This window comes from Agrobacterium sp. 22-226-1 (genome assembly GCF_053522345.1).
This window is the reverse complement of the sequence record NZ_JBNWCP010000005.1, coordinates 184,125-208,930: the sequence shown is the minus strand read 5'-3', so window position 1 is coordinate 208,930 and position 24,806 is coordinate 184,125. Positions and strand designations below refer to the sequence as shown.

General features: G+C 60.2%; 14 protein-coding genes and 1 riboswitch. Of the genes, 10 read left to right on the top strand and 4 right to left on the bottom strand.

What is annotated here, in order from left to right:
* Positions 1 to 166 precede the first annotated feature (166 nt).
* Positions 167 to 8,662, top strand: coding sequence for a GH36-type glycosyl hydrolase domain-containing protein (locus tag ACQZ5K_RS11130; protein ID WP_448740378.1), 8,496 nt, complete (start codon positions 167 to 169; stop codon positions 8,660 to 8,662).
* Between the two features lie 284 nt (positions 8,663 to 8,946).
* Complete coding sequence (locus ACQZ5K_RS11125; protein WP_448740377.1) at positions 8,947 to 9,192, top strand: hypothetical protein; 246 nt, start codon at positions 8,947 to 8,949, stop codon at positions 9,190 to 9,192.
* A gap of 95 nt (positions 9,193 to 9,287) precedes the next feature.
* On the opposite strand, the gene ACQZ5K_RS11120 is transcribed toward ACQZ5K_RS11125, so the two are convergent.
* The gene (locus tag ACQZ5K_RS11120; protein ID WP_003520317.1) at positions 9,288 to 11,054 is read right to left on the bottom strand and encodes a glucan ABC transporter ATP-binding protein/ permease; all 1,767 of its coding nucleotides are present in this window, start codon (positions 11,052 to 11,054) and stop codon (positions 9,288 to 9,290) included.
* 339 nt (positions 11,055 to 11,393) lie between these two features.
* On the opposite strand from ACQZ5K_RS11120, the gene ACQZ5K_RS11115 reads away from it, so the two are divergent.
* The 6 genes from ACQZ5K_RS11115 to ACQZ5K_RS11090 all read left to right on the top strand — a co-directional run bounded on the left by ACQZ5K_RS11115 (position 11,394) and on the right by ACQZ5K_RS11090 (position 19,930).
* Positions 11,394 to 12,131, top strand: a complete 738-nt coding sequence (locus ACQZ5K_RS11115; RefSeq protein ID WP_080815561.1) for a helix-turn-helix transcriptional regulator — start codon at positions 11,394 to 11,396, stop codon at positions 12,129 to 12,131.
* 106 nt (positions 12,132 to 12,237) lie between these two features.
* Positions 12,238 to 15,699, top strand: a complete 3,462-nt coding sequence (gene pyc / locus ACQZ5K_RS11110) for a pyruvate carboxylase (RefSeq protein WP_448740376.1) — start codon at positions 12,238 to 12,240, stop codon at positions 15,697 to 15,699.
* Between the two features lie 127 nt (positions 15,700 to 15,826).
* A complete protein-coding gene (locus ACQZ5K_RS11105) occupies positions 15,827 to 16,627 on the top strand; it encodes a DeoR/GlpR family DNA-binding transcription regulator (protein WP_020810993.1) in 801 nt (266 codons plus the stop codon).
* Positions 16,628 to 16,639: 12 nt separating this feature from the next.
* Entirely contained in the window at positions 16,640 to 17,830 is a 1,191-nt protein-coding gene (locus ACQZ5K_RS11100; protein ID WP_137452625.1) for an MFS transporter, read from the top strand.
* A 120-nt stretch (positions 17,831 to 17,950) separates the two neighbouring features.
* Complete coding sequence (gene ispG / locus ACQZ5K_RS11095) at positions 17,951 to 19,201, top strand: flavodoxin-dependent (E)-4-hydroxy-3-methylbut-2-enyl-diphosphate synthase (protein WP_448737995.1); 1,251 nt, start codon at positions 17,951 to 17,953, stop codon at positions 19,199 to 19,201.
* Between the two features lie 66 nt (positions 19,202 to 19,267).
* Positions 19,268 to 19,930: an OmpA family protein gene (locus tag ACQZ5K_RS11090; RefSeq protein ID WP_448740375.1), complete on the top strand. Its 663-nt coding sequence runs from the start codon at positions 19,268 to 19,270 to the stop codon at positions 19,928 to 19,930.
* Positions 19,931 to 19,960: 30 nt separating this feature from the next.
* On the opposite strand, the gene ACQZ5K_RS11085 is transcribed toward ACQZ5K_RS11090, so the two are convergent.
* Positions 19,961 to 20,875, bottom strand: coding sequence for a polyprenyl synthetase family protein (locus ACQZ5K_RS11085; RefSeq protein ID WP_448740374.1), 915 nt, complete (start codon positions 20,873 to 20,875; stop codon positions 19,961 to 19,963).
* Between the two features lie 137 nt (positions 20,876 to 21,012).
* On the opposite strand from ACQZ5K_RS11085, the gene mtgA reads away from it, so the two are divergent.
* The gene (gene mtgA, locus ACQZ5K_RS11080) at positions 21,013 to 21,759 is read left to right on the top strand and encodes a monofunctional biosynthetic peptidoglycan transglycosylase (RefSeq protein WP_448737993.1); all 747 of its coding nucleotides are present in this window, start codon (positions 21,013 to 21,015) and stop codon (positions 21,757 to 21,759) included.
* Between the two features lie 15 nt (positions 21,760 to 21,774).
* On the opposite strand, the gene ACQZ5K_RS11075 is transcribed toward mtgA, so the two are convergent.
* Positions 21,775 to 22,794 (bottom strand): aldose epimerase family protein, encoded by a 1,020-nt coding sequence (locus ACQZ5K_RS11075; RefSeq protein ID WP_448740373.1) that lies wholly within the window; start codon positions 22,792 to 22,794, stop codon positions 21,775 to 21,777.
* A 178-nt stretch (positions 22,795 to 22,972) separates the two neighbouring features.
* Positions 22,973 to 23,899 carry a homoserine O-acetyltransferase MetA gene (gene metA / locus ACQZ5K_RS11070; RefSeq protein ID WP_003520328.1) on the bottom strand — a complete coding sequence of 309 codons (927 nt, stop codon included), beginning with the start codon at positions 23,897 to 23,899 and terminating at the stop codon, positions 22,973 to 22,975.
* Positions 23,900 to 23,982: 83 nt separating this feature from the next.
* Positions 23,983 to 24,059: riboswitch (SAM riboswitch) on the bottom strand.
* Between the two features lie 89 nt (positions 24,060 to 24,148).
* Between metA and ACQZ5K_RS11065 the strand changes: the two genes are divergently transcribed.
* Positions 24,149 to 24,802: a thiamine diphosphokinase gene (locus tag ACQZ5K_RS11065; protein ID WP_448740372.1), complete on the top strand. Its 654-nt coding sequence runs from the start codon at positions 24,149 to 24,151 to the stop codon at positions 24,800 to 24,802.
* Positions 24,803 to 24,806 lie beyond the last annotated feature (4 nt).

Genomic DNA, 24,806 nt, shown 5'->3' with positions numbered 1-24,806 from the left:
ATATTCTGCACTTGACGATCCGTTCCGCACAGCGTCCCGTCCGGTTCACCGAAGGTTCAGGATAAGTCATAAATATAGCGTGGCCCGATTTTCGTGTGTGTTCCCGCCACGGACGAAATGCCGGTCAAGTCGAACAGGTTTCCATAAAGTTCAGAATACGAGCCCGATGTCATTTCATATTACCCCGACCGCCGCCGCCCGTGATTCCGAGACGAAGCAGATCGATCATAATGATTCGATCCGCGCGTCCTATATGACGGTGGAGGAACTGCATGATGCGGGCGCCGCGCTTTCGCGCGATGGCGCCGACAGTCTTCCCGGCTTCATGGAGTTCGATTTCTTCGAGCGTCATCGCGAGAACGAGAAGGAAATCCTCAGGGTCTATCGTACCACGGCCGTCGATGCGGAAAATGGCGCGACGATAACGCCGGCGGCGGAATGGCTGCTCGACAATCACTACGTCATCGAAGAGGCGATCCAGGAAGTCCGCCGCGATTTTCCGCGCAAGTTCTACCGCCAGCTACCGACGATGACGGTGGGCGGCGTGACGATCCCGCGGGTCATGGCGCTCGGCTGGCTTTATGTCGCCCATACCCACAGCACGGTTTCGCGCGAAAACATGACGGCGCTGGTGGATGGCTACCAGACGTCGAAAACGCTGCAGATCGGCGAATTGTGGGCTTTGCCGTCGATCATCCGTTTCGTCCTCATCGAAAATCTCCGCCGCATCTCCATCCGTGTGGAGCGTTCGCGCCGCATGCGCCAGAAGGCGAATGAGGTCGTCGATGAAATCATCCGCCTGAACGATGCGGAAGCCTCCGCAGCGCTTCTCAAGCAGGTCGATTCGCTGGTCGACGACCCGACTTTCGCGACGCAGTTCCTTTATCGTCTGAGGAACGGTTCGCAGACCTCCGGTTTTGCCGTTGCCTGGCTCGAAGAGCGTCTTCACGCTGCCGGCACCGACGCTGAAAATGTCATGATGTCGGAACATAACCGCCTGGCATCCGGGAATGTGACGATGGGCAACATCGTCAAGAGCCTGCGCGAGATCGACGATACGGAATGGTCGGTGTGGTTCGAGGAAGTCAGCCATATCGACAAGGTTCTGCGCGAAGAGACCGACTACGAGGTTCTCGATTTCGGTTCGCGCAACACCTATCGCAACACGATCGAACTTCTGGCGCGCCGTTCTCCCAAGACCGAAGTCGAGGTTGCGCGCGCTGCCGTCGAAATGGCGCGTTCGGAGACGCCGGCGGGTGCCGATGAAACCCATCGCGTCAATGTCGGCTCCGTGCTTGTCGGCCAGCGCCGCTTCGAGCTTGAAAAGGCTTTGGGTTACCGGCCGCTGGTGTCGCAGCGCATCGTGCGCTCGATGCGCAAGTTCAACTGGCTGGCAATCGCCGCGCCGGTCCTTCTCATCACCGCGCTCGCAATGCTCGCTGTCGGCTGGTTCCTGGCGCAGGCCGGCATGCCCTGGTATGTTGTGACCGCCTTCCTGCTGATGTTCGCATTGCCGGCATCCGAAGGCGCGACCGGCCTCTTCAACACCCTCGTCACCTTCTTCGTGAAACCGTTCCGGCTGGTCGGATACGAATTCAAGAACGGCATTCCGCAGGATGCCCGCACATTGGTCGCCGTGCCCTGCATGCTGACCAGCCGCGACAGCGTCGACGAGATGATGCGCAATATCGAGGTGCATTATCTTGCCAATCCGCATGGCGAGATCTACTTCTCGCTGGTGAGCGACTGGCGCGATGCGCAATACGAGCAGTCCGACGACGACCTCGAAATTCTCGACTATGCCAAGCGCGAGCTTGCGGCGCTGAACAGCCGTTATGCCTTTGACGGCAAGACGCGCTTTTACCTGCTGCATCGCCGCCGCCTCTACAATCCGGCCGAAGGCTGCTGGATGGGCTGGGAGCGCAAGCGCGGCAAGCTGCATGAGCTGAACATGCTGCTGCGCGGCGACAAGGATACGACCTTCCTCGGCGGCGCGAACATCGTGCCGGAGGGCGTGAAATACGTCATGACGCTGGATGCCGATACGCGCCTGATGCGCGATGCGGTGACCAAGCTCGTCGGCAAGATGCACCACCCGATCAACCGTCCGGTGATCGATCCGGTATCCGGACGGGTTGTCGAAGGCTACGGTCTGCTGCAGCCGCGGGTAACGCCCTCGCTGACGACCGGCAAGGACGCTTCCGTCTTCCAGCGCGTCTTCTCGATCAACCGCGGTATCGATCCTTACGTCTTTACCGTTTCCGACGTCTATCAGGACCTGACCTCCGAAGGTACCTTTACCGGCAAGGGCCTTTACGATGTGGATGCCTTCGAGGCGGCGCTGAAGGGTCGTATCGAGGAAAACTCCATCCTCAGTCACGATCTGCTCGAAGGCTCCTTTGCGCGCTGTGCGCTGGTGACCGATGTGGAACTGGTGGAGGACTTTCCGACCCGTTATGAGGTGGAAGTGTCGCGCCAGCATCGCTGGGCGCGTGGCGACTGGCAGCTTCTACCCTTTATCCTCGATCGTGCCCGCGGCGTTACCGCCATCGGCCGCTGGAAGATGGTCGACAATCTGCGTCGTTCGCTGACGCCGATCGCCTGGTTCTTCGCCTCGATCCTCGGTTGGTATTTCATGGATCCGCTCGGTGCGTTGATCTGGCAGATCCTGCTGATCTTCTCGCTGTTCGTCGCGCCCACGCTTTCCCTGCTGTCCGGTCTCGTGCCGCGCTCCACCGATATCGTGCCGCAGGCGCATTTCCATACCATCTGGTCGGAAATCCGCGCCACCAATGCACAGGTTGCGTTGCGCATCGTCTTCATCGCCGATGCCGCCTGCATGATGACGGATGCGATTGCCCGTTCGCTTTACCGTCTGCTCGTCAGCCACAAGCTGATGCTGGAATGGCGTACCGCCGCCAGCATGCAGTCGAGCGCGCAGGGCAGCATCGTCGATTATTATCGCCAGATGTGGCATGCGCCCGTGGTGGCGATGCTTGGCCTGCTCTTTGCGGCGCTGCCGGGCGACAACGCTTTCCTGATCGGCATTCCATTCACGCTGCTCTGGGTTCTGTCCCCCGCCGTTGCCTGGTATGTCAGCCAGTCCGCTGAAACCGAAGACCGGCTGTTCGTTTCGGAACACGTCTCCTTCGAGCTTCGCAAGATCGCGCGTCGCACCTGGCGTTATTACGAGGCCTTCGTGACGCCGCAGGAAAACCACCTGCCGCCGGACAACTTCCAGGAAACGCCGGAGCCGATTGTCGCTTCGCGTACCTCTCCGACCAATATCGGCGTCTATCTGCTTTCCATCATTTCGGCGCGCCAGTTCGGCTGGATCAGCTTTGCCGATACGTTGGAGCGGATCGAGAACACGATCCAGACCGTCGAAAAGATGGAAAAGCATCGTGGCCATCTCTACAACTGGTATCATACTGACACCTTGCAGACGCTTGGACCGCGCTATGTTTCGGCGGTGGACAGCGGCAATCTCGCCGGTCACCTGATCGCGGTCTCGTCCGCCTGCCGTGATTGGGCGGAAGCGCCGTCCGCGCATCTTCAGGGCAATCTGGACGGTATCGGCGATCTCGCCGGCATTCTGCGTGAAACGCTGAAGGCGCTGCCCGACGACCGCAAGAACCTGCGACCGCTGCATCGCCGCCTCGAGGAGCGCATCATCGGCTTCTCGAACGCTCTCGCCTCCGTCAAACGCGAGCATGAATTCGCCTCGATCCGCGTTATCAATCTCGCGGTGCTGGCGCGCGACATCCAGAAGCTCGCCACCAATGTCGATCATGAGGTGAAGTCCGCGCAGAGCGCGGAAGTGACACGCTGGGCGCAATTGCTCGTTGATTGCTGCGAGGCGCATATTTCCGACAGCGCCATCGACCTCACCAACATGGAGCCGCTGCGCCAGCGTCTTGCATCGCTGCGTGACCGCAGCCGCAACCTCGCCTTCTCGATGGATTTCACCTTCCTTTATCGCAAGGATCGCCGTCTTCTGTCGATCGGTTACCGCGTCGAAAGCAAGGAGCTGGATGAGGCCTGCTACGACCTTCTGGCTTCCGAATGCCGCTTGACCAGCCTCTTCGCCATCGCCAAGGGCGATCTGCCGACCGAACACTGGTACCGTCTCGGCCGCCAGGTCGTGCCGATCGGTGCGCAGGGCGCACTGGTCTCCTGGTCCGGCTCGATGTTCGAATATCTGATGCCGCCGCTCGTCATGCAGGAGCGTCAGGGGGGTATTCTCAATCAGACCAATAATCTGATCGTTAAGGAACAGATGAACCACGGCCGCCGTCTCGGCACGCCATGGGGCATTTCCGAAGCGGCGTTCAACGCCCGCGACCACAACATGAACTATCAGTACACCAACTTCGGTGTGCCGACGCTCGGCCTCAAGCGTGGCCTTGGCCAGAATGCGGTGATCGCGCCTTATGCGTCGATCCTCGCCAGCCAGTATGATCCTGACGGTGCGCTCGAAAACCTCGACAAGCTGCGCAAGCTTGGTGCGCTTGGCCAATACGGTTTCCACGATGCGGTGGACTTCACGCCGACGCGTGTGCCTGATGGCAAGGTCTGTGCGGTGGTCTACAACTATTATGCCCACCATCACGGCATGTCGATTGCGGCCGTCGCCAACGTCGCTTTCGATGGCGTGCTGCGCGAACTCTTCCATTCCGATCCGGTGATCGAGGCGGCCGAACTGCTCCTGCAGGAAAAGGCGCCGCGCGAAGTGCCGGTCATGAGCGCCAAATACGAGCCGGAAACCCCCGGCAAGGAACAGGCCGACCTGCTGCGTGCGGAAGTGCGCTCCATTGCCGATCCGGCTGTGCGAGATCGCGAAGTGGTGTTCCTGTCGAATGGCCACTACTCGACCATGCTCACCTCCACGGGTGCCGGTTATTCGAAGTGGAACGGGCAGGCCATTTCCCGCTGGAAGGCCGATCCGACCGAAGATCGCTGGGGCACCTTCATCTTCCTGCGCGACACCACCAATGGACAATGGTGGAGCGCAACGGCCGAGCCGCGCGTCATCGAAGGCGAAAAGACCAAGACGATCTTCACCGATGACAAGGCCGAGTTCCACAAGACCACCGGCGACCTGCAGAGCGTGGTCGAATGCATCGTCGCCACCGAGCACGATGCCGAAGGCCGCCGCGTCACACTGCTCAATGTCGGTTCCGAGGATCGCTATATCGAAGTGACCTCCTATATGGAGCCAGTCATCGCGTCTGAAGATGACGACAACGCCCATCCGCTCTTCTCGCGCATGTTCGTGCAGACGGAGATTGGCCGCCGCGGCGACGTCATCCGTGCGTGGCGCAACCGTCGCAGCCCGAATGAGCCGGGCACCGTCATTGCGCATCTGGCCGCCGACAATGCCGGCCCGTCGCGCCCGACGGAATTCGAGACGGATCGCGCCAAGTTCATCGGCCGCGGACGCTCGCTGCGCGAAGCGGCGGCTTTCGATGCCGGTGCGACGCTTTCCAGCACCGACGGCTTCACGCTTGATCCGATCCTGTCGCTGCGCCGCACCGTGCGCGTGCCGGCGGGCAAGAAGGTGAGCGTGATCTTCTGGACGATTGCCGCGCCAAGCCGCGAGGAAGTCGACAAGGCAATCGACCGTTATCGTCATCCGGACGCCTTCGCGCATGAACTCGTGCATGCCTGGACGCGTACGCAGGTGCAGATGCGCCATGTGGGCGTCACCTCGCAGCAGGCGGCCGCCTTCCAGCATCTCGGCCGTTATCTGACCTATCCCGACATGCATCTGCGGGCGGATTCGGAAACGCTGAAAACGGGTCTCGCTTCGCAGCGCGCTTTGTGGCCGCTGGCGATTTCGGGCGATTTCCCGATCTTCAGCCTGCGCATCAACGACGATATGGATATGGATATCGCCCGTGAGGCGCTGAGCGCCCATGAATATCTGCGTTCACGCGGCGTGATCTTCGATCTCGTCATCGTCAACGAGCGGGCTGCGTCCTATGCGCAGGACATGCAGCATGCGCTGGATCATATTTCCGAGGCGCAGCGCCGCATCAATCCCGCCGATGGCGGTCGTCCGCACGTCTTCTCCGTGCGCCGCGACCTGATGGATGAAGAGACCTGGAGCGCGCTTCTCGCTGCTTCCCGCGTCGTCCTCCACGTGCGCAACGGCAAGATCGTCGACCAGATCAACCGCGCGGTATCGCTGTTTGCGGCCCATCGCGGCCCCGACGGCACGAGCGATGCGGCACAGGCCCGTCTGCCTGTTCCGGTCTTCCCTGTGGCGGAGCCGGTGGAGGATGCGGGCGATCTCGATTTCTGGAACGGTTTCGGCGGTTTTGCCAGAAGCGGTCAGGAATATGTCGTGCGCCTCAATGGCGGGCAGTCCACGCCGCATCCATGGATCAACGTCATCTCGAACGAGAATTTCGGCTTCCATATTTCGGCCGAAGGCGCCGGCTTCAGCTGGAGCCGCAATTCGCGCGACTATCAGCTGACGCCATGGAGCAACGATCCAGTCATCAACCGGCCGGGTGAGGCTTTCTATGTCGCCGATGTGGAGACAGGAAAGCTCTATACGCCCTGCGCCGCGCTTTCGCGCGATCCCGAAGCCATGTTCGAAACCCGCCATGGTCTCGGTTACTCCGTGCTGACCGGCGTGGCCGATACGCTGGAGGTGGAGCTGACGCAGACCGTAGATCGTGAAAAACCGGTCAAGCTCTCGCAGGTCATCGTTCGCAACAGGGGTTCGAAAAGCCGCCGCCTGAAGGTCTATGCCTATGTGGAATGGGTGCTCGGTAATAACGGCCAGAAATCTGCGCCGTTCATTCTGAGCAGGCACGATGCCGGCAACAATGCGATCTTCGCGTCGAACCCCTACAGCATCGACTATAGCGCCCGCACCGCTTTCCTGACGCTCGACAGCGAAGCGAGCGGCTTCACGACCAGCCGCCGGGAATTCATCGGCCGCTTCGGGTCGGCGCAGGCGCCGCAGGGCATCGTGTCCGGCGCCGCACTCAGCGGCAGCACCGATGTCGACGGCGATCCCTGTGCTGCGCTGATGCAGGAAATCCACCTGAAGCCCGGCGAAGAACGGCACATGACCTTCATTCTCGGCGATGCCGACAATGCGGAAGAGGCCGAAGCGCTGGTGAAGGATGTTCGCCAGGCGGACTTCCAGACGGTGCTGGATGAGAGCAAGGCGTTCTGGACGGGCTTTACCGGCCAGTTGCAGGTTTCCACGCCCGATTCCGGTTTCAACCACATGGTCAACAACTGGCTGCCCTATCAGGCGCTGGCATGCCGCATTCTGGCGCGCACCGCCTTTTACCAGTCGAGCGGCGCCTTCGGCTTCCGCGACCAGCTTCAGGACACGTTGGCCTTCCTGCTCTACCAGCCGGATCTCGCCCGCAAGCAGATCCTGCGTGCGGCAGGCCGCCAGTTCCCGGAAGGCGATGTGCAGCACTGGTGGCTGCCGCTGACGGGCGCCGGTGTTCGCACCACCATTTCCGACGACGTCGTCTGGCTCGCTTATGCGATCAACCAATATGTCTCGGCCACGGGTGATGCCGCCATCCTCGATGAAAGCATCCCCTTCCTGAAGGGTGCGGCGTTGATGCCCGGCCAGCATGACGCTTTCTTCCAGCCGGAAACCAGTGACAGATCCGCCACGCTTTACGAGCATGCGGCGCTGGCGCTCGATCTTGCCATTCATCGCACTGGCGAAAATGGCCTGCCGCTGATCCTCGGCGGCGACTGGAACGACGGCATGAACCGTGTCGGTGTCGGCGGCAAGGGCACGAGCGTCTGGCTCGGCTGGTTCCTGTCTGGAGCGTTGCGCGATTTCATCGAGATTGCGGAAAAGCGTGGCGATACCGAGCGCGTCGGCAAATGGGCGGCGCACCGGGAAAGGCTGCGCAATGCGCTGGAAACAGCGGGTTGGGATGGCAGCTATTACCGGCGTGGTTATTTCGATGACGGCACGCCGCTCGGTTCCGCCGAAAGCGAGGAGTGCCGGATCGATTCGCTCGGCCAGAGCTGGAGCGTTCTCTCCGGCGAAGGCGAAGAGGCTCGGTCGCGGCAGGCAATGGATGCCGTCATGGAGCATCTGGTCGATGAAAAGACCGGCATTATCCGGCTGTTCACGCCGCCCTTCTCGCGTGCGCCGCATGATCCGGGTTACATCAAGGGATATCCGCCGGGTGTGCGCGAAAACGGCGGACAATATACCCATGCGGCGACCTGGGTGGTTCTTGCCCTTGCGAAGCAGGGTAGGGCACAGGAGGCATGGAACTGCTTCAAGCTGCTCAACCCCGTCAATCACGCGCTCGATGCGGCGGCGTCAGAAACCTATCGGGTCGAACCCTATGTGGTGACTGCGGATGTCTACGGTGAAGGCGCTTATGCGGGCCGTGGCGGCTGGAGCTGGTACACGGGTTCCGCCGGCTGGCTCTACCGCGCCGCCGTCGAGGGTATTCTCGGCATCACCCGCACCGACGGCAAGCTGCATATTTCGCCGTCGCTGCCGGAGGACTGGAGCGGTTTCTCGGTGAAGATCACGCTCGATGGTAAGGCCAGGGATATCGTCGTAAGCCGCAAGGCCGATACGGCGGAAGTCTCCGTTTCCGTCGATGGCAAGGCCCTGTCGGCAGGTGATCGGGTGATCCCCTTCGACTGAGACGATCAGGTCTCCGTTCGCCTTTAAACTCAGGCTCCCGTGGTAACGCGGGGGCCTGAATTTTTGTGAGCCACCCTGGCCTCCGACTCAGTTTATGGGTCGGATCATGGCACGGACCGGGCTCCTTCGCAGCGTCGGCTGGAAGCTCCCGCAGCACCGAGATAGGGTCATATTGGCGAAGGTTTTGATGGCGCGGTGCCGGATCGTCCGGTGCCGACTGTCTCGTCAATCTTTTCGAGAAAAGCAGTAGTCGCGAATAGTCGGTCGACCGGAAGGGAGTTATCTTGCAATTCAGCGCATCTTTCACAGAACTTGCACTGTTGGCGTTGCTCGCCATTCTTTCCCTGGCGTTGTCCTGCTGGTTGGCGCGCTACCCTCGGAAAACGAGCGTCGGAATAATGCTTGGCGTGTTGCTTGGAGTTTTCCTGACCAATCTCGCAGCAGGTATTGTCGCCTTTCTGGGAAATGTCCTCCCCTTCGGGCAGATCGATTTCTGGCTGGCAAGTTCCCTGACTGGAATTCTTCGATAGGCAACCTGTGATCTGGTATGGCTGTCGGGAAACGGGCAAAGAAAAAGGGCGGACAACATGCTGTCCGCCCTGTCTTCATTCCGTCAGCCAAGCCGTCAGGAGGCAATGGCCTTTGGCCGGGGCTGCTGGTTTTCGTCTTCCGTCAGCAGGCCGCTGGTGCGCAGCAGCGAGGTAAAGCGTCCGCCGCGCTGGCTCAGCTCATCGAAGGTGCCCTTTTCGATGATCCGGCCCTGATCGAGGAAGAGGACGAGATCGGCATCACGGACCGTGGAAAGGCGGTGGGCGATGATGAAGGTCGTGCGGTTCTTTCTCAGCGCGTCGACAGCGGCCTTCACCCGAGCTTCCGTTTCCACATCCAGCGCACTGGTCGCTTCGTCGAGAACCAGAATGGGAGCGTTCTTCAGGATGGCGCGGGCAATGGCGATGCGCTGGCGCTCGCCGCCGGACAGGCGGTTGCCGCGTTCACCCACCTGGGTCAGATAGCCGTTGATACGGCTATCGATGAAATCCGTCGCCGCTGCGGCTGCCGCTGCTTCCACAACTTCCGCATCGGTGGCCGATTCACGGCCGAGGCGGATGTTTTCGCGAATGGAGCGGTTCAGCAGGCCGGCATCCTGAAACACCGTGGCGATGGAGTTGCGGAGCGAATTTTTCGTCACCGTCGAAATATCGGTCCCATCGATCAGAATCTGGCCGGAATCAGGATCGTAGACCCGCTGCAGGAGATTGATGAGCGTGGTCTTGCCGGCACCCGTGGGTCCGACGATCGCGACTGTCTCGCCAGCCTTGGCCGTGAACGAAACGTCGTGAACGCCCTGCTTGGTGTTGGCGAAACCGAAATTGATGTTGCGGAACTCCACGGTGCCGGAGACATTCGACAATTCGCGCGCATCGCCCGGCTCTTCCCGTTCCTTGACGGAATCTTCCAGTACGAAGAAGTCCTCGAGCTTGGCGCGGGCTTCGAAAATCTGCGTCACGAATTGGCGCATCTGGTCCAGACGGCCGATCAGGAGATTGGCGAAGCCGATGAAGGCGATGACATCGCCAACGCGCAACTCGCCGTTCTTCACCAGCACGGTGCCGATGACGAGGATGATCATCATCGAAACGGTGGAGGCCGTGCGGTTCAGAGCACTGGCGAAGGCCCACCAGTCGAGCACCGGATATTGCGCGCTCAGCAGCTTTTCGGTGAAAGATTTCAGCGCCTTCGTTTCGGCCTCGATGCGGTTGTAGCTGTGCAGCACCGAGACGTTGCTGATGGAATCGCTGACATGGGCAAAAACGCTGTGATAGTGTTCTTCAACCGAAGCCTGGCCGTCCTTGGTGCGGCCCATCACCCACTTGCCGATGAACCAGTAGACGATACCGAGGCCGATCAGCACGAAGCTGAGGCGCAGGTCCATGGACATGGCGGTCGGCACGAGCAGCACCAGTGCGACGAAGGTGGCCAGATGCGTGCGCATGAATTCGAGCCACAGGCCGAACAGCGTTTCGCTGGCGCGCAGCAGCGTGTGCAGGGCATTGGACGTGCCGCGCTGATGGTGCCAGGAAAGAGGCATCGAGATGATGCGCCCGAAGGCTTCCGTCAGCAGCGAAGCGCGCCGGCCATGGGCCAGCCGGTCCGCCTCGCGGGCGACAGCCACATAAGCGACAGTGTTGAAGACACCGAAACCCGCCCAAAGAATGAGAATGGGCGTGACGTTGGTGCCGGAAGAGATGGCGTCGATGATCCGGCCGAACAGCACCGGTTCGGCGATGGTGATGGCTGCAAGAATGACGTTGGCGATGACGACCACCGTCACCCGCCATTTATGTACGGTCAGATAGCGCAGAGCGCGTGTGTAAACCTGAAACAAGGTCAAATTTTCAATCCAGTCCGAGCGTCTTTTTCGAGCGGTTGTTTGTTCGGCCTCAAGGCAAGTTATTTTAGCAAGGTTGCATGAGACGGCGAAATTTGTGTAATTATCGCTCTTTCTGTCTGAATGGCGGCTTAACAGATTGACCGCGCGTGCGAACCGAAAAAAACCGAACCCGATGTTTCCCGGCGCCTGCCGTCACAAGATTTCGCATCTTCGTTTCAGGGATTGCTAACGACGATATGTTCAATCTCAACCGACCGGCGCCCGAGTAACATGACGTCATCGCGGGACCACGTCCTTCGTGTCATTCCCTTCAAGCCAAGCTCCGGACCACGTGTCTTTATGCATGATATTCTTCACTTCATCTCTGCGTGTTACCAGGCGGGAAGCGCCGACCGCGTTCGTTCCGAATTTGCAACGCTCATTCGCGAATACGGTTTCGAATATTTTCTTGTCAGCAGGCGGATGACCGGGGAGCTCGCCTCCACCGGACACATTCTTGCGCAACATCTGCCCGAAGGCTGGCTGGAGGTCTACAGGGCCAAGAAATACAATCTCGTCGATCCCGTCCGCAAGGTGATCGGCATGGTGCATAAGCCGTTTCAGTGGAAGGAAGCGCTGGAGGGCCTGCCACGTGCGATGCATCGCAAAAGGGCGAGCGTCTTTTTCCACGATGCCGGTCGGTACGGTCTGCAGGGTGGTTACGCCTTTCCCGTTCACGGCCGTGCGGGCTTCATCGGTGCGGTCTTCATTGGTGGCCAGGATCGGCAATTGCCCTCTTTGCAGGTGGAACTGCTCGATGCGGCCACGCGTGCCGTGTTCTGGCGCCTGCTCGATCTTTCCGGGCAGGCCCATGGCTTCAGCAATGCCCCTGACGTTTCCGCTCTCGAACTTACAAGGCGCGAAATGGAGGTGCTGACGCTGATGGCGGACGGCATGACCTCCACCGAAATTGGACGCCAACTATCGATCTCCAACCACACGGTCGATTGGTATATCAACGGAATTCAGCGCCGTTTCAGCGCAAAGAACCGGCAGCATACAGTAGCACTTGCTTTTCGTCATGGTTTGCTGAGCTAGCGCAAACAGGACAGTTCTCGCCGGAATTGCCCTTTCCAAGACCGGGTTTTGCTGCTTAATTCCGCAGTGCAGCAGAAATTTTGTTTTGGCGTGTGGGGAGACCGTCTTGAAAATATCGAAAATACTTGTTGCCAACCGATCCGAAATTGCGATCCGCGTTTTCCGGGCAGCGAACGAGCTTGGGATTAAAACCGTTGCGATTTGGGCGGAAGAGGACAAGCTGTCTTTGCACCGCTTCAAGGCGGACGAATCCTATCAGGTTGGCAGGGGTCCGCATCTCGCCAAGGATATGGGACCGATCGAGAGCTATCTTTCGATCGAGGAGGTTATTCGCGTAGCCAAACTCTCCGGAGCGGACGCGATCCATCCCGGTTACGGTCTTCTATCTGAAAGCCCCGAATTCGTGGAGGCCTGCAACAAGGCCGGCATCACCTTCATCGGACCGACGGCGGATACGATGCGCCAGCTCGGCAACAAGGTGGCTGCGCGCAATCTGGCGATCTCGGTCAATGTCCCCGTTGTTCCCGCTACCGATCCGCTGCCCGACGATATGGCGGAAGTGGAGCGCATGGCCGAGGAAATCGGCTATCCGGTCATGCTGAAAGCTTCCTGGGGCGGCGGCGGACGCGGCATGCGCGCCATTCGCAGACGAGAAGATCTGGCCCGTGAGGTGACGGAAGCCAAGCGCGAGGCGAAAGCCGCTTTCGGCAAGGATGAGGTCTATCTGGAAAAGCTGGTCGAGCGTGCTCGCCACGTCGAAAGCCAGATTCTCGGCGATACGCATGGCAATGTCGTGCATCTGTTCGAGCGTGATTGTTCGATCCAGCGCCGCAATCAAAAGGTGGTCGAGCGTGCGCCTGCGCCCTATCTCACCGAAGCGCAGCGTCAGGAACTGGCTGCCTACTCCCTGAAGATCGCCGCCGCCACCAGCTATATCGGCGCCGGCACGGTCGAATATCTGATGGATGCCGATACCGGCAAATTCTACTTCATCGAGGTCAATCCGCGCATCCAGGTGGAGCATACCGTCACCGAAGTCGTGACCGGTATCGATATCGTCAAGGCGCAGATCCATATTCTCGAAGGCGCCGCCATCGGCACGGCGGAATCCGGCGTGCCTCGCCAGGAGGATATCCGTCTCAACGGCCATGCGCTGCAGTGCCGTATCACGACGGAAGACCCAGAACATAACTTCATTCCGGACTATGGCCGTATCACCGCCTACCGTTCCGCCTCTGGCTTCGGTATCCGTCTGGATGGCGGTACTTCCTATACCGGCGCTGTCATCACCCGCTATTACGATCCGCTGCTCGTCAAGGTAACGGCCTGGGCGCCGCAACCGGATGAGGCGATCAACCGCATGGATCGCGCGCTGCGCGAATTCCGTATTCGCGGCGTGGCAACGAACCTCACCTTCCTCGAAGCCATCATCGGTCACGACAGTTTCCGCAACAATACCTATACGACCCGCTTCATCGATTCGACGCCGGAACTGTTTGCGCAGGTCAAGCGTCAGGACCGCGCCACCAAGCTCCTGACCTATCTTGCTGACGTGACCGTCAACGGCCACCCGGAAACCAAGGGTCGCGCCAGGCCGTCCGAAAAGGCGGCAAAGCCCGTCGTGCCTTATATCGATGCGCCGACGCCCGATGGCACCAAGCAGTTGCTTGACAAGCTTGGCCCGAAGGGCTTTGCGGACTGGATGCGCAATGAAAAACGCGTTCTGGTTACCGATACGACCATGCGCGATGGGCACCAGTCGCTTCTGGCCACCCGCGTTCGCACCCATGATATTGCCCGCGTCGCCAGCGTTTACGCCAAGGCGCTGCCGCAGCTTCTCTCGCTGGAATGCTGGGGCGGGGCGACGTTCGACGTTTCCATGCGCTTCCTGACAGAAGACCCATGGGAGCGTCTTGCGCTGATCCGCGAAGGCGCGCCGAACCTGCTGCTGCAGATGCTTCTGCGCGGCGCGAACGGCGTCGGATACAAGAACTATCCCGACAACGTCGTGAAATACTTCGTCCGTCAGGCCGCAAGGGGCGGGGTCGATCTCTTCCGCGTCTTCGACTGCCTGAACTGGGTGGAGAATATGCGCGTCTCGATGGATGCGATTGCCGAGGAGAACAAGCTCTGCGAGGCGACCATCTGCTATACCGGCGATCTGTTGAATTCGGCTCGTCCGAAATACGATCTCAAATATTATACCAACCTTGCCGCCGAGCTTGAAAAGGCCGGCGCTCATATCATCGCCGTCAAGGACATGGCGGGCCTGTTGAAACCGGCCGCCGCCAGGGTTCTGTTCAAGGCGCTGCGTGAGGCGACCGGTCTGCCGATCCACTTCCACACCCACGATACCTCGGGCATCTCCGCCGCGACCGTTCTTGCGGCCGTGGATGCCGGTGTCGACGCGGTGGATGCTGCAATGGATGCCTTCTCCGGCAATACGTCGCAGCCATGCCTCGGCTCGATCGTGGAGGCGCTGGCGGGGTCGGAACGCGATACGGGTCTCGATACCGAATGGATCCGCCGCATTTCCTTCTATTGGGAGGCTGTGCGCAACCAGTATGCCGCCTTCGAGAGCGATCTCAAGGGACCGGCCTCGGAAGTTTATCTGCACGAAATGCCGGGCGGCCAGTTCACCAACCTCAAGGAACAGGCGCGTTCGCTGGGTCTCGAAAGCCGCTGGCACGAGGTGGCGCAGGCCTATGCCGACGCCAACCGCATGTTCGGCGATATCGTCAAGGTGACGCCGTCCTCCAAGGTCGTCGGTGATATGGCGCTGATGATGGTCAGCCAGGATCTGACGGTGGCCGACGTTGAAAACCCCGATCGTGAAGTGTCTTTCCCGGAATCGGTGGTGTCGATGCTGAAGGGCGATCTTGGACAGTCGCCCGGCGGCTGGCCGGCAGCCCTACAGAAAAAGGCGCTGAAGGGCGAAGCGCCCTATACGGTTCGTCCGGGTTCGTTGCTGGAAGATGCAGATCTCGATGCCGAACGGAAGGTGATCGAGACCAAGCTGGAGCGCAAGGTCGACGATTTCGAGTTCGCGTCCTATCTGATGTATCCGAAGGTGTTTACGGATTTTGCGCTGACAGCCGAGACCTATGGCCCGGTTTCGGTGCTGGCCACCCATGCCTATTTCTACGGCATGGAGGATGGCGAAGAACTGTTTGCCGATATCGAACGCGGCAAGACGCTTGTCATCGTCAATCAGGCCTCGTCCGGCACGGATGACAAGGGCATGGTGACGGTGTTCTTCGAGATCAACGGTCAGCCGCGCCGCATCAAGGTGCCGGATCGTGCCCATGGCGCTTCCGGCTCCGCCGTGCGCCGCAAGGCCGAACCCGGCAATGCCGTCCATATCGGCGCGCCGATGCCGGGTGTGATCAGCCGCGTCTTCGTCAACCAGGGTCAGGAGGTCAAGGCCGGCGACGTGCTGCTTTCCATCGAGGCGATGAAGATGGAAACCGCGCTTCACGCCGAACGCGACGGCAAGATCGCAGAAGTTCTGGTGCGTCCCGGCGATCAGATCGATGCGAAGGATCTGTTGATCGCTTACGGGGAATAAAGCCGTATCAAATCATTGATGCAGCGTCAGGCGCCCGCCTCTCCGGCGGGCGTTTTTTGTTGCGCAGCCGTAAAAAATCAAATATGCATGTTCGTGCACGTTTATTCCTGTTTATGCATGAGTTCCGATGAGCGATCATTTTGTCAGCGAGCGGCAGGCGCTCATCCTTGCGCAGTTGCGGCAAAGCGGCCGGGTGCTGGCGCAGGATCTCGCGCAGAATTTCGGCGTTTCCGAAGATACCGTGCGCCGCGACCTGCGTGAGATGGCAGCCCGGGGAGAATGCCTGCGGGTTTATGGCGGGGCGTTGCTTTCCGACAGCAAAACGGTGCCGCTGAAGACGCGCATTGCCGAGGATGCCGACCGCAAGGCCCTGCTGGCGCGGGCCGTTGTCCCGCTTCTCGAGCCGGGCATGGTCGTCTTCATCGATGCCGGTTCCACCAATCTCGCCATTGCAAGGGCGCTTCCCGCCGGGCTCAACCTGACGGTAGTGACGAATACGCCCGCCATTGCCGCTGAACTGACGGGGCGGGCCGATATCGATCTGGTGCTGATCGGCGGCAAGGTCGATCCGGCCGTAGGTGCTGCGATCGACGCCATGGCGCTTCGGCAGCTCGAACTGATGCGGCCCGATCTCTGCATTCTCGGTGTCTGCGGCGTTGCGGCCGAGACGGGTCTGTCGGCGGATGTTTTCGAGGATGCGGTGTTCAAGCGGCTTGCCTGCAGCGCCAGCCAGCGGATTGTCGCCGCCATCACCACGGAGAAGCTTGGCCATAGGGCAGCTTTCCATGTGCATGATTTTTCTCCACCTCTCTCCCTCGTGCTGGAACAGGATGCCGACCGCGCATTCGTCGAGGCGCTGTCGGCCAAGGGCGTACAGATTTATTGCGGCGATGATGACGTCGCTCAGTTTTCTCATGGTCAAGTCTGAAGGATATTGCCGATGAATGGCCCCACGACATTTTCGCCGACAGGCATACGCTCGTCCTATCTGACGCGGCACAGGCTGGGCGTTTCCCTGCTGTTCTTGATGAACGGTTTCATGATGGGGTCATGGGCGCCCAAGATTCCGGAATTTGCGGCGCGCCTGTCCCTCAGTGAGAGCGCGCTCGGCCTGATCATTCTGGTCTTCGGCATCGGTTCGCTGGTTTTCATGCCGATTGCCGGTTCGCAGATCGCCCGTTTCGGCTCACGTACGGTGAGCCTCGTCACTGCGGCGATCTTTTTGCCGACTCTGCTTTTCATTTCCTGGGCGGGCACGGTGTGGGCCGGGGTGATTGCGGTGTTTCTGTTCGGCGGGCTGACGGGGGCGATGGATGTCGCCATGAACGCCAATGCGGTAGCGGTGGAACGGGATATGCGCCGCGCTATCATGTCGTCTTGCCACGCCTTCTGGAGCCTCGGCGGCCTGATCGGCGCCGGTCTTGGCGGTTATCTCATCACGGCCATCGGTGTGCAGGGACATGCCATTGCGCTAACCGTCATCGCGCTCGTGCTGTTGGTCATCGCGTGGCCGCGCGTCCTTGCGGATCGTCCGCATCCGGAGGAAGAACGTCCGAAAGGCGGCCTGCCGCTGACGCCGCTGCCATGGATCATCGGCCTGATGGCGCTGTTCTCGATGATTCCTGAAGGCGCTATCCTCGACTGGGGCGCTCTTTATCTGCGCAATGAACTCGGTGCTTCGGTATCGCAGTCCGGTTTCGCCTTCGCGGCCTTCTCCATGACCATGGCGGCCATGCGTTTTGCCGGCGATCTGGTGCGTGACCGCTTCGGCGCCGTGACGACCCTGCGCTTTTGTTCGGCCATGTCGATTATCGGTCTTCTCATTGCCGGTCTTGCGGGAAATTCCACTATCGCGATCATAGGCTTCGCGATTGCCGGCATCGGCATTTCCAACATGGTTCCCATTGCCTTTTCCGCCGCCGGCAACATGCCGGGACTGGCGCCCGGCATTGGTCTCTCGGTGGTCACCACCATGGGCTATTCCGGTATTCTGGTGGCGCCATCGGCCATCGGCTTTATTGCCGAGCATACCGGCCTTGCGAGCGTCTTCATCGCCCTGCCGCTCTTGCATGTGGTGGTTCTGCTGCTTTCGCGGCTCGCCCGCCATGCGGATGGCGCGGGCAAGGAATAGGCATCTCGAATTTTGCCATGATTGCGGTAAAGTAGAAGCTCTCATGCGTTGGGTGTTGACAAGCAGGCTTGCCTGTTTCACCTCAATTGCCAGACCTTGCCGCAAGCTCCAGAGACCGCCATGACGTCACATGCCGATTACGATCCCAAGCCCCGCCGCGCATCCGTCGCCGTAGACGTGGGCGGTGTCATCGTCGGTGGCGGCGCGCCCGTCGTCGTGCAGTCGATGACCAACACCGATACGGCGGATATCGACGCCACCGTCAGCCAAGTCGCGGCGCTCTCCCGGGCCGGTTCGGAAATCGTGCGCATCACCGTCGACCGCGACGAGAGTGCGGCCGCCGTGCCGAAAATCCGTGAGCGGTTGCTGCGGCTTGGGCTTGATGTGCCGCTTGTCGGCGATTTTCATTATATCGGCCACAAGCTTCTGGCCGATCATCCGGCCTGCGCCGAAGCTCTGGCGAAATACCGCATCAATCCGGGCAATGTCGGCTTCAAGGACAAGAAGGACAAGCAGTTCGGCGAGATCGTCGAAATGGCGATCCGCTACGACAAGCCGGTGCGAATCGGCGTCAACTGGGGGTCGCTCGATCAGGAACTTCTGACGACGCTGATGGACAAGAACAAGGAGCAGGGCTTCCCTCTCTCCGCCCGTCAGGTCACGCGTGAGGCTATCGTTCAGTCGGCGCTGATTTCCGCCGAGCTTGCCGAAGAGATCGGCCTGCCGCGCAACCGCATCATCCTGTCGGCCAAGGTCAGCCAGGTGCAGGACCTGATCGCCGTTTATTCCATGCTGTCGGAGCGTTCCGACCACGCCCTGCATCTCGGCCTCACCGAAGCGGGCATGGGCTCCAAGGGCATCGTCGCCTCGTCCGCCGCCATGGGTTATGTGCTGCAGCACGGCATCGGCGATACGATCCGCGTCTCGCTGACGCCTGAGCCGAATGGCGACCGCACCCGCGAAGTGCAGGTGGCGCAGGAATTGCTGCAGGTCATGGGTTTCCGCCAGTTCATTCCGGTCGTTGCGGCATGTCCCGGCTGCGGGCGCACCACGTCCACCGTTTTTCAGGAACTTGCCCAGAACATCCAGAACGATATTCGCAAGAACATGCCGATCTGGCGTGAGAAATATCCGGGTGTCGAGGCGCTCAATGTCGCCGTCATGGGCTGCATTGTTAATGGCCCCGGTGAAAGCAAACATGCCGATATCGGCATCTCCCTGCCCGGAACCGGCGAAAGCCCGGCAGCGCCCGTCTTTATCGACGGTGAAAAAGCGCTGACCCTGCGTGGTCCCAATATCGCCGCCGATTTTGAAGCGCTTGTGATCGATTACATCGAAAAGCGTTTTGGCCGGAAAGATGCGGCGGAGTAAAGAGTACCGTGAAAAGGCCGGAATTCCACTGTCATACCTCCTGAACCTCTCGGAGCATCAAAACACATGATCAAAAAAATCGCGATCGTCGCCCTTTGCGGGACCTTTCTTTCCGCCTGCACCACCACCGATCCCTATACGGGTGAGCAGAAGATGTCGAACACGGCCGGCGGCGCCGGCATCGGCGCCGTGGTCGGTGCTCTGGGTGGTCTGGCTGTCGGCGGTTCGCCGACCGGTCGCCGTAATGCCGCGCTTATCGGTGCGGGCATCGGCGCGCTCGCCGGCGGCGCTATCGGCAATTACATGGATGGCCAGGAAGCCGAGCTTCGCGCCCAGCTTCAGGGAACCGGCGTTTCGGTTACCCGCCGTGGCGACAGCATCGTTCTCAACATGCCGTCGAACATCACCTTCGCGACGGACCAGGATCAGGTCATCCCGCCATTCTATCAGACGCTCGATTCCGTCGCCATCGTGCTGAACAAGTTCAACCGCACGCTCATCGACATCAACGGCCATACCGATTCCACCGGCAGCGCCGGTTACAATCAGGGTCTTTCGGAGCGTCGTGCCGCATCGGTCGCCAATTATCTCGGCGCGCGCGGCGTCGATCAGCGCCGTATTTCGACGCTTGGCTTCGGCCCGTCGCAGCCGATCGCTTCGAATGCAACGCCGGATGGCCGCGCCCAGAACCGTCGCGTCGAAGTGCTGATCTCGCCGCTCAAGGGCTGATTGGATGATGAAAAGCTGAGTGGAAGCCGCTCAGCTTTTTCGTTCAGCGATGAATCTGGCGGCCGCGATGAGAATCGCGGCCTTTTCGCCATAAGGGGCCAGCAGTTCGCTGGCTTCCGCCACTTGCTCCCGCAGCTGGCTGCGCGCCCAGTCCTCGCCGCGTAGCGCCACAAGCGTTCCCTTGCCGCGCGCGGCGTCCTTGCCGGTTGCCTTGCCCATGGTGGCGGCATCGGCCGTCAAATCCAGAAGGTCGTCGGCAAGCTGGAAGGCGAGGCCGATCTTTTCGCCGAAGAGACGCAGCCTTTGCCTCTCGGAAATATCGCTGCCGGCGATGATTGCGCCTGCTTCGCAGGCAAAACGCAGCAGTGCACCGGTTTTCATAGCCTGCAATGTAATGACGCCGGCTTCATCGGGTGCTTTCTTTTCCGCAGCGAGATCGAGCGCCTGGCCGCCGGCCATGCCGCCGATGCCCGCCGCGCGGGCAAGCGAGAGTACGAGCGCGGCCTTGCGCTCGGCCGCAAGCGGATTTTCGTCCGAGGCGATTATATCGAAGGCAAGCGTCAGCAGGCTGTCGCCGGCGAGAATAGCGGTCGCCTCATCGAATTTGCGATGCACGGTCGGCTGGCCGCGGCGCAGGTCGTCATCGTCCATGGCCGGCAGATCGTCATGAACAAGCGAATAACAATGGAGGCATTCCAGTGCCGCGCCGACATAAAGGGCGGCTTCGGCATTCCCGCCCGCAAGGGCGGCACTTTCGATGACGAGGAAGGGCCGCAGGCGTTTACCGCCGTTCAGCACGCCATGGCGCATGGCGTCGAGCAGGTTTTGCGGGCGCGTAATCTCATCCGCGCGGGCTTCGCCGGAAAGCAGGCGACCAAGCAGGGCTTCGGTTTTTGCCGCGTTTTCGCGCAGCTTCGTTTCGAAATTTGTCATCGCAGCGTCCATGCCGCGCTCTTTGGCATGCCGCGCGAATGCAGGCAAACCTTTTCGTGATTCCAGAGGTGCAACTATTTGAGCGGACTCGCCTTGAAGGCGGCAATGGACTATGAAAGGCTTCAATTGGTGCGGGGCTTTGACGAATATTGAGCAGTACGCCTGAAAGCGACGCAGATTACGCCGTGCTGGCGGAAGACCGGAGCAGTCCGAAGGTGGATTTTCGCACGTTGGCAAAGCGTATCGTCATGACCTTGCTGGCTTTGCTGATCCTGCCCTATCTGCTGATTCCGGTTTATGCGCTGCCGTTTATCCGGCCGGTCTCGACGCTGATGCTCGCCGATCTGGTGACCCTGCAGGGATATGACCGGCGCTGGGTGCCGCTTGAGGATATTTCGCCGCGCCTCGTGCAATCCGTGATGATGTCCGAGGATGGGCAATTCTGTTTCCATGGCGGCGTGGACTGGAACCAGATGCAGTCCGTGGTCAGCAATGCGCTCGATGGGGCTTCCACCCGCGGCGCAAGCACCATTCCGATGCAGACGGCCAAGAACCTGTTTTTATGGAATGGCCGTTCTTTCCTGCGCAAGGGATTGGAACTGCCGCTGGCGATCGCGGCTGATTTCGTCTGGTCGAAAAAACGGATGATGGAGATTTATCTCAACGTTGCTGAATGGGGACCGGGCATTTATGGAATCGAGGCTGCCGCCCAGCACCATTTCAAGGTGCCGGCCGCAAAACTGAGCTCCCGTCAGGCGGCGCTGCTGGCGGTTTCGCTGCCTAATCCCATAGACCGCGTCGCCAGCAAGCCGGGACGCGGGCTGCAACGGCTTGCCGGCCTTATCGAACGGCGCGCGCGTGCCTCCGGCGGCTATGTCGGCTGCGTGCTGGATTGACCCCGGCGCGCCGCGTCAGCCTTTCTTGAAAATATAGTCGGTTTCCTGACGCAGGGTTTCACCCGGCCGCAGGATGGCGTGCGGAAAATCCGGGTGGTTGACGGCGTCCGGCCAAATCTGCGTTTCCAGGCAGAAACCGGCAAAGGGGCCGTAGTGACGGCCATCGAGGCCGGGAACCGGAACGTCCAGTTTGAAGGCCGAATAAAACTGCACACCGGGTTCGGTGGTGTGAACCTCAAGGGCGATATCGGATGCCGGCGAATAGGCGCGGGCGACCTTGCGTTTTGCGCGGCGCTCGGGCGACAGGCAGAAATTATGGTCGTAGAGAACCTGCTTGCCATTCTCCTTGCGCCGCATCGGCGTCGGGTGGCGCAGGTCGAAGACGGTGCCTTCGACGGAGCGGATTTCGCCCGTCGGTATCTGCTTGTCATTGGTGGGCAGGTAAAAATCAGCCGCGATGCTGATCTCATGCCCAAGCGCGGTGTCTGCGCCATCGAGATTGAAATAGGAATGCTGGCAGACATTGGCGATGGTCGGCTTGTCGGTCACCGTTTCATAGACCACCGAAAGCACGCCGTCGTCGAGAATCGTATAGGTGGCCGTGACCGTGCAATTGCCGGGATAACCGGCGCGGCCATCGGGATCGATGATCTGCAGAACCGCGTGGCTTTCGCCATGTTCCATCAGCATCCAGTTGCGCTTGCCCATGCCGTCGCTGCCGCCATGCAGGTGGGTTACGCCCTTTTCATTGAGCTCCAGCTGGTAGTCGTGCCCGTCGATCGAGAACCGCCCGTCGCCGATGCGGTTGGCGTTGCGGCCGGGCGTGGCGCCGAAATAGGAGGAATATTTGTAGTCCTCGAACTTGTCGAAGCCGAGGACGAGCGGCGGCTGGTGGCCTTCAAGGCGCAGATCCTGAATGACGGCGCCCCAGGTGATGACCTTGGCCGTCAGCCCGCCTTTCGAGATGGTGACGCGTTCGACTTTTTCGCCGGTCGCCGTGAAACCGAAATTCTCCCGCGCCGCCGCGTCGCTCATCTCGTCATTCTCCCTGATGTTGCGAATTGCCGGGCGGACGTTGCGTCATTTTCCGGCAATTCGCAATCCCGCAATTCAAAGCATGTCTCCCAAAAGTGCGCCGCGGTTTTGGGACAAAGACATGCTTAAAACAAAAACGAAAGCGCGTCGCATGCTGTTCGATAAAACGCGACGCGCTTTACGCGGCCAGTTGCCCGATGGCTTCGAGATCATAGGGTGTCGTCTGGTATATCTCGTTGATCCAGTTTCCGAAAAACAGATGGGCATGGCTGCGCCAGCGGTTGAGCGGGGCGAGCTCCGGGTCGTTGTGCGGAAAATAATCATGCGGCAGCTTGATGGGCACGCCGGCATTCGCGTCACGGAAATATTCGTCCGAAAGCGATGTCGAATCATATTCGACATGGTTGAACATATAGAGCCGGTTGCCCTCTTTCTCATGCACCAGACAAACGCCCATTTCCTCGGATTCCATCAGGATTTCGAGTTTCGGATGTTTTTCGATATCGGCGCGGCGTACTTCCGTCCAGCGCGAGACCGGAACCTGGAAATCATCCGAAAAGCCGTTCAGATAGATCGATGAGGGGCAGAGATTGCGGTGACGATAGACCCCGAAAGCCTTTTCCTTCAACTCGTGTTTCGGCACGCCATGGAAATGATAGATGGCGGCCATCGCGCCCCAGCAGACATTCAGCGTCGAATGAACGTTGGTCTGCGTCCATTCGAAAATTTGTCGCATTTCGTTCCAGTAGGTCACGTCTTCATAGGCCAGCGTTTCCACGGGCGCGCCGGTAATGATGAAACCGTCAAACTTGCGGTGGCGCACTTCCTCCCACGTCTCGTAAAAGGATAGAAGATGTTCTTCCGGCGTGTTCTTGGCGCGATGGCCGCCGATCCGCACCAGCGACAGCTCTACCTGCAGCGGCGATGCGCCGACAAGGCGCGCCATCTGGATTTCCGTCTTGATCTTGTTCGGCATGAGGTTGAGAAGCCCGATCTGGAGCGGGCGGATATCCTGCCGGATGGCCGCCGTTTCGGTCATGACCCGCACGCCCTCATGAACGAGGGTCTCAAAAGCGGGAAGCGTATCGGGAATCTTGATCGGCATGTCGAACTCTCTTTTCCGGATCACGTAAAGAACGTTGCGAAAACAAAAAAACCGGCAGCGAAATCGCGACCGGTCCCAGGAAATTGCCTTTTTCCTCGACCCTTTAGCGACTTCTTTAAAGTGGCTGCAAGCCGGTCGGCAAATCACCACTGAGGCGTTTCATAATCCCGAAGCCGGCGAAAATCAATATAGGCCGATTTCATCGGGTTTCCGCTTTCCATTTTTGGCCGAGGTGCGATAAGGCAGGGCATGGATAAAGAGCGCTTCACCATTCTGCTTGGCGGCGATGTCACGGTGACCGATCGTCTCAAAGAGGCGGTCGCGGATAGCCGTGTGATTGCGGCCGACGGCGGCATGCGCCATGCCGGGCCGCTTGGCCTTGCGCCGGAGTTGTGGGTCGGGGATTTCGATTCCGCCAGCAAAGAGTTGCTGGAGGCCTGGCCCGATGTAGCGCGGCAGCCATACCCGGCCGCAAAGGCGGTGACGGATGGTGAGATCGCGGTATCGGAAGCTCTCTCCCGTGGCGCGCATTCGCTGGTGCTTGTCGGTGCGCTTGGCGGCGCGAGAAGCGACCATGCGCTTCAGCACCTCCTTTACGCGGTGGCGCTCGCCGAACGTGGTATCGACGTTACGCTGACCTCCGGTGAAGAAGAGGCGCGGCCGCTGCTTGCCGGTTCGCTGGATATCGATCTGCCGCCCGCCTCGCTGTTTTCGGTTGCCGGATTTACCGCCCTTGAGGGGCTCGATATCGGCAATGTGCGTTATCCGCTGAAGGATTTCGCGCTTGCTTTCGGTTCGTCCCGCACTATTTCCAATGTCGCGAATGGCGGCCACGTGCATTTCTCGCTGAAAAGCGGAAAAGCCATCGTGCTCGCCCGCCCTTATGATCTGACCGGAGCCTGACGCC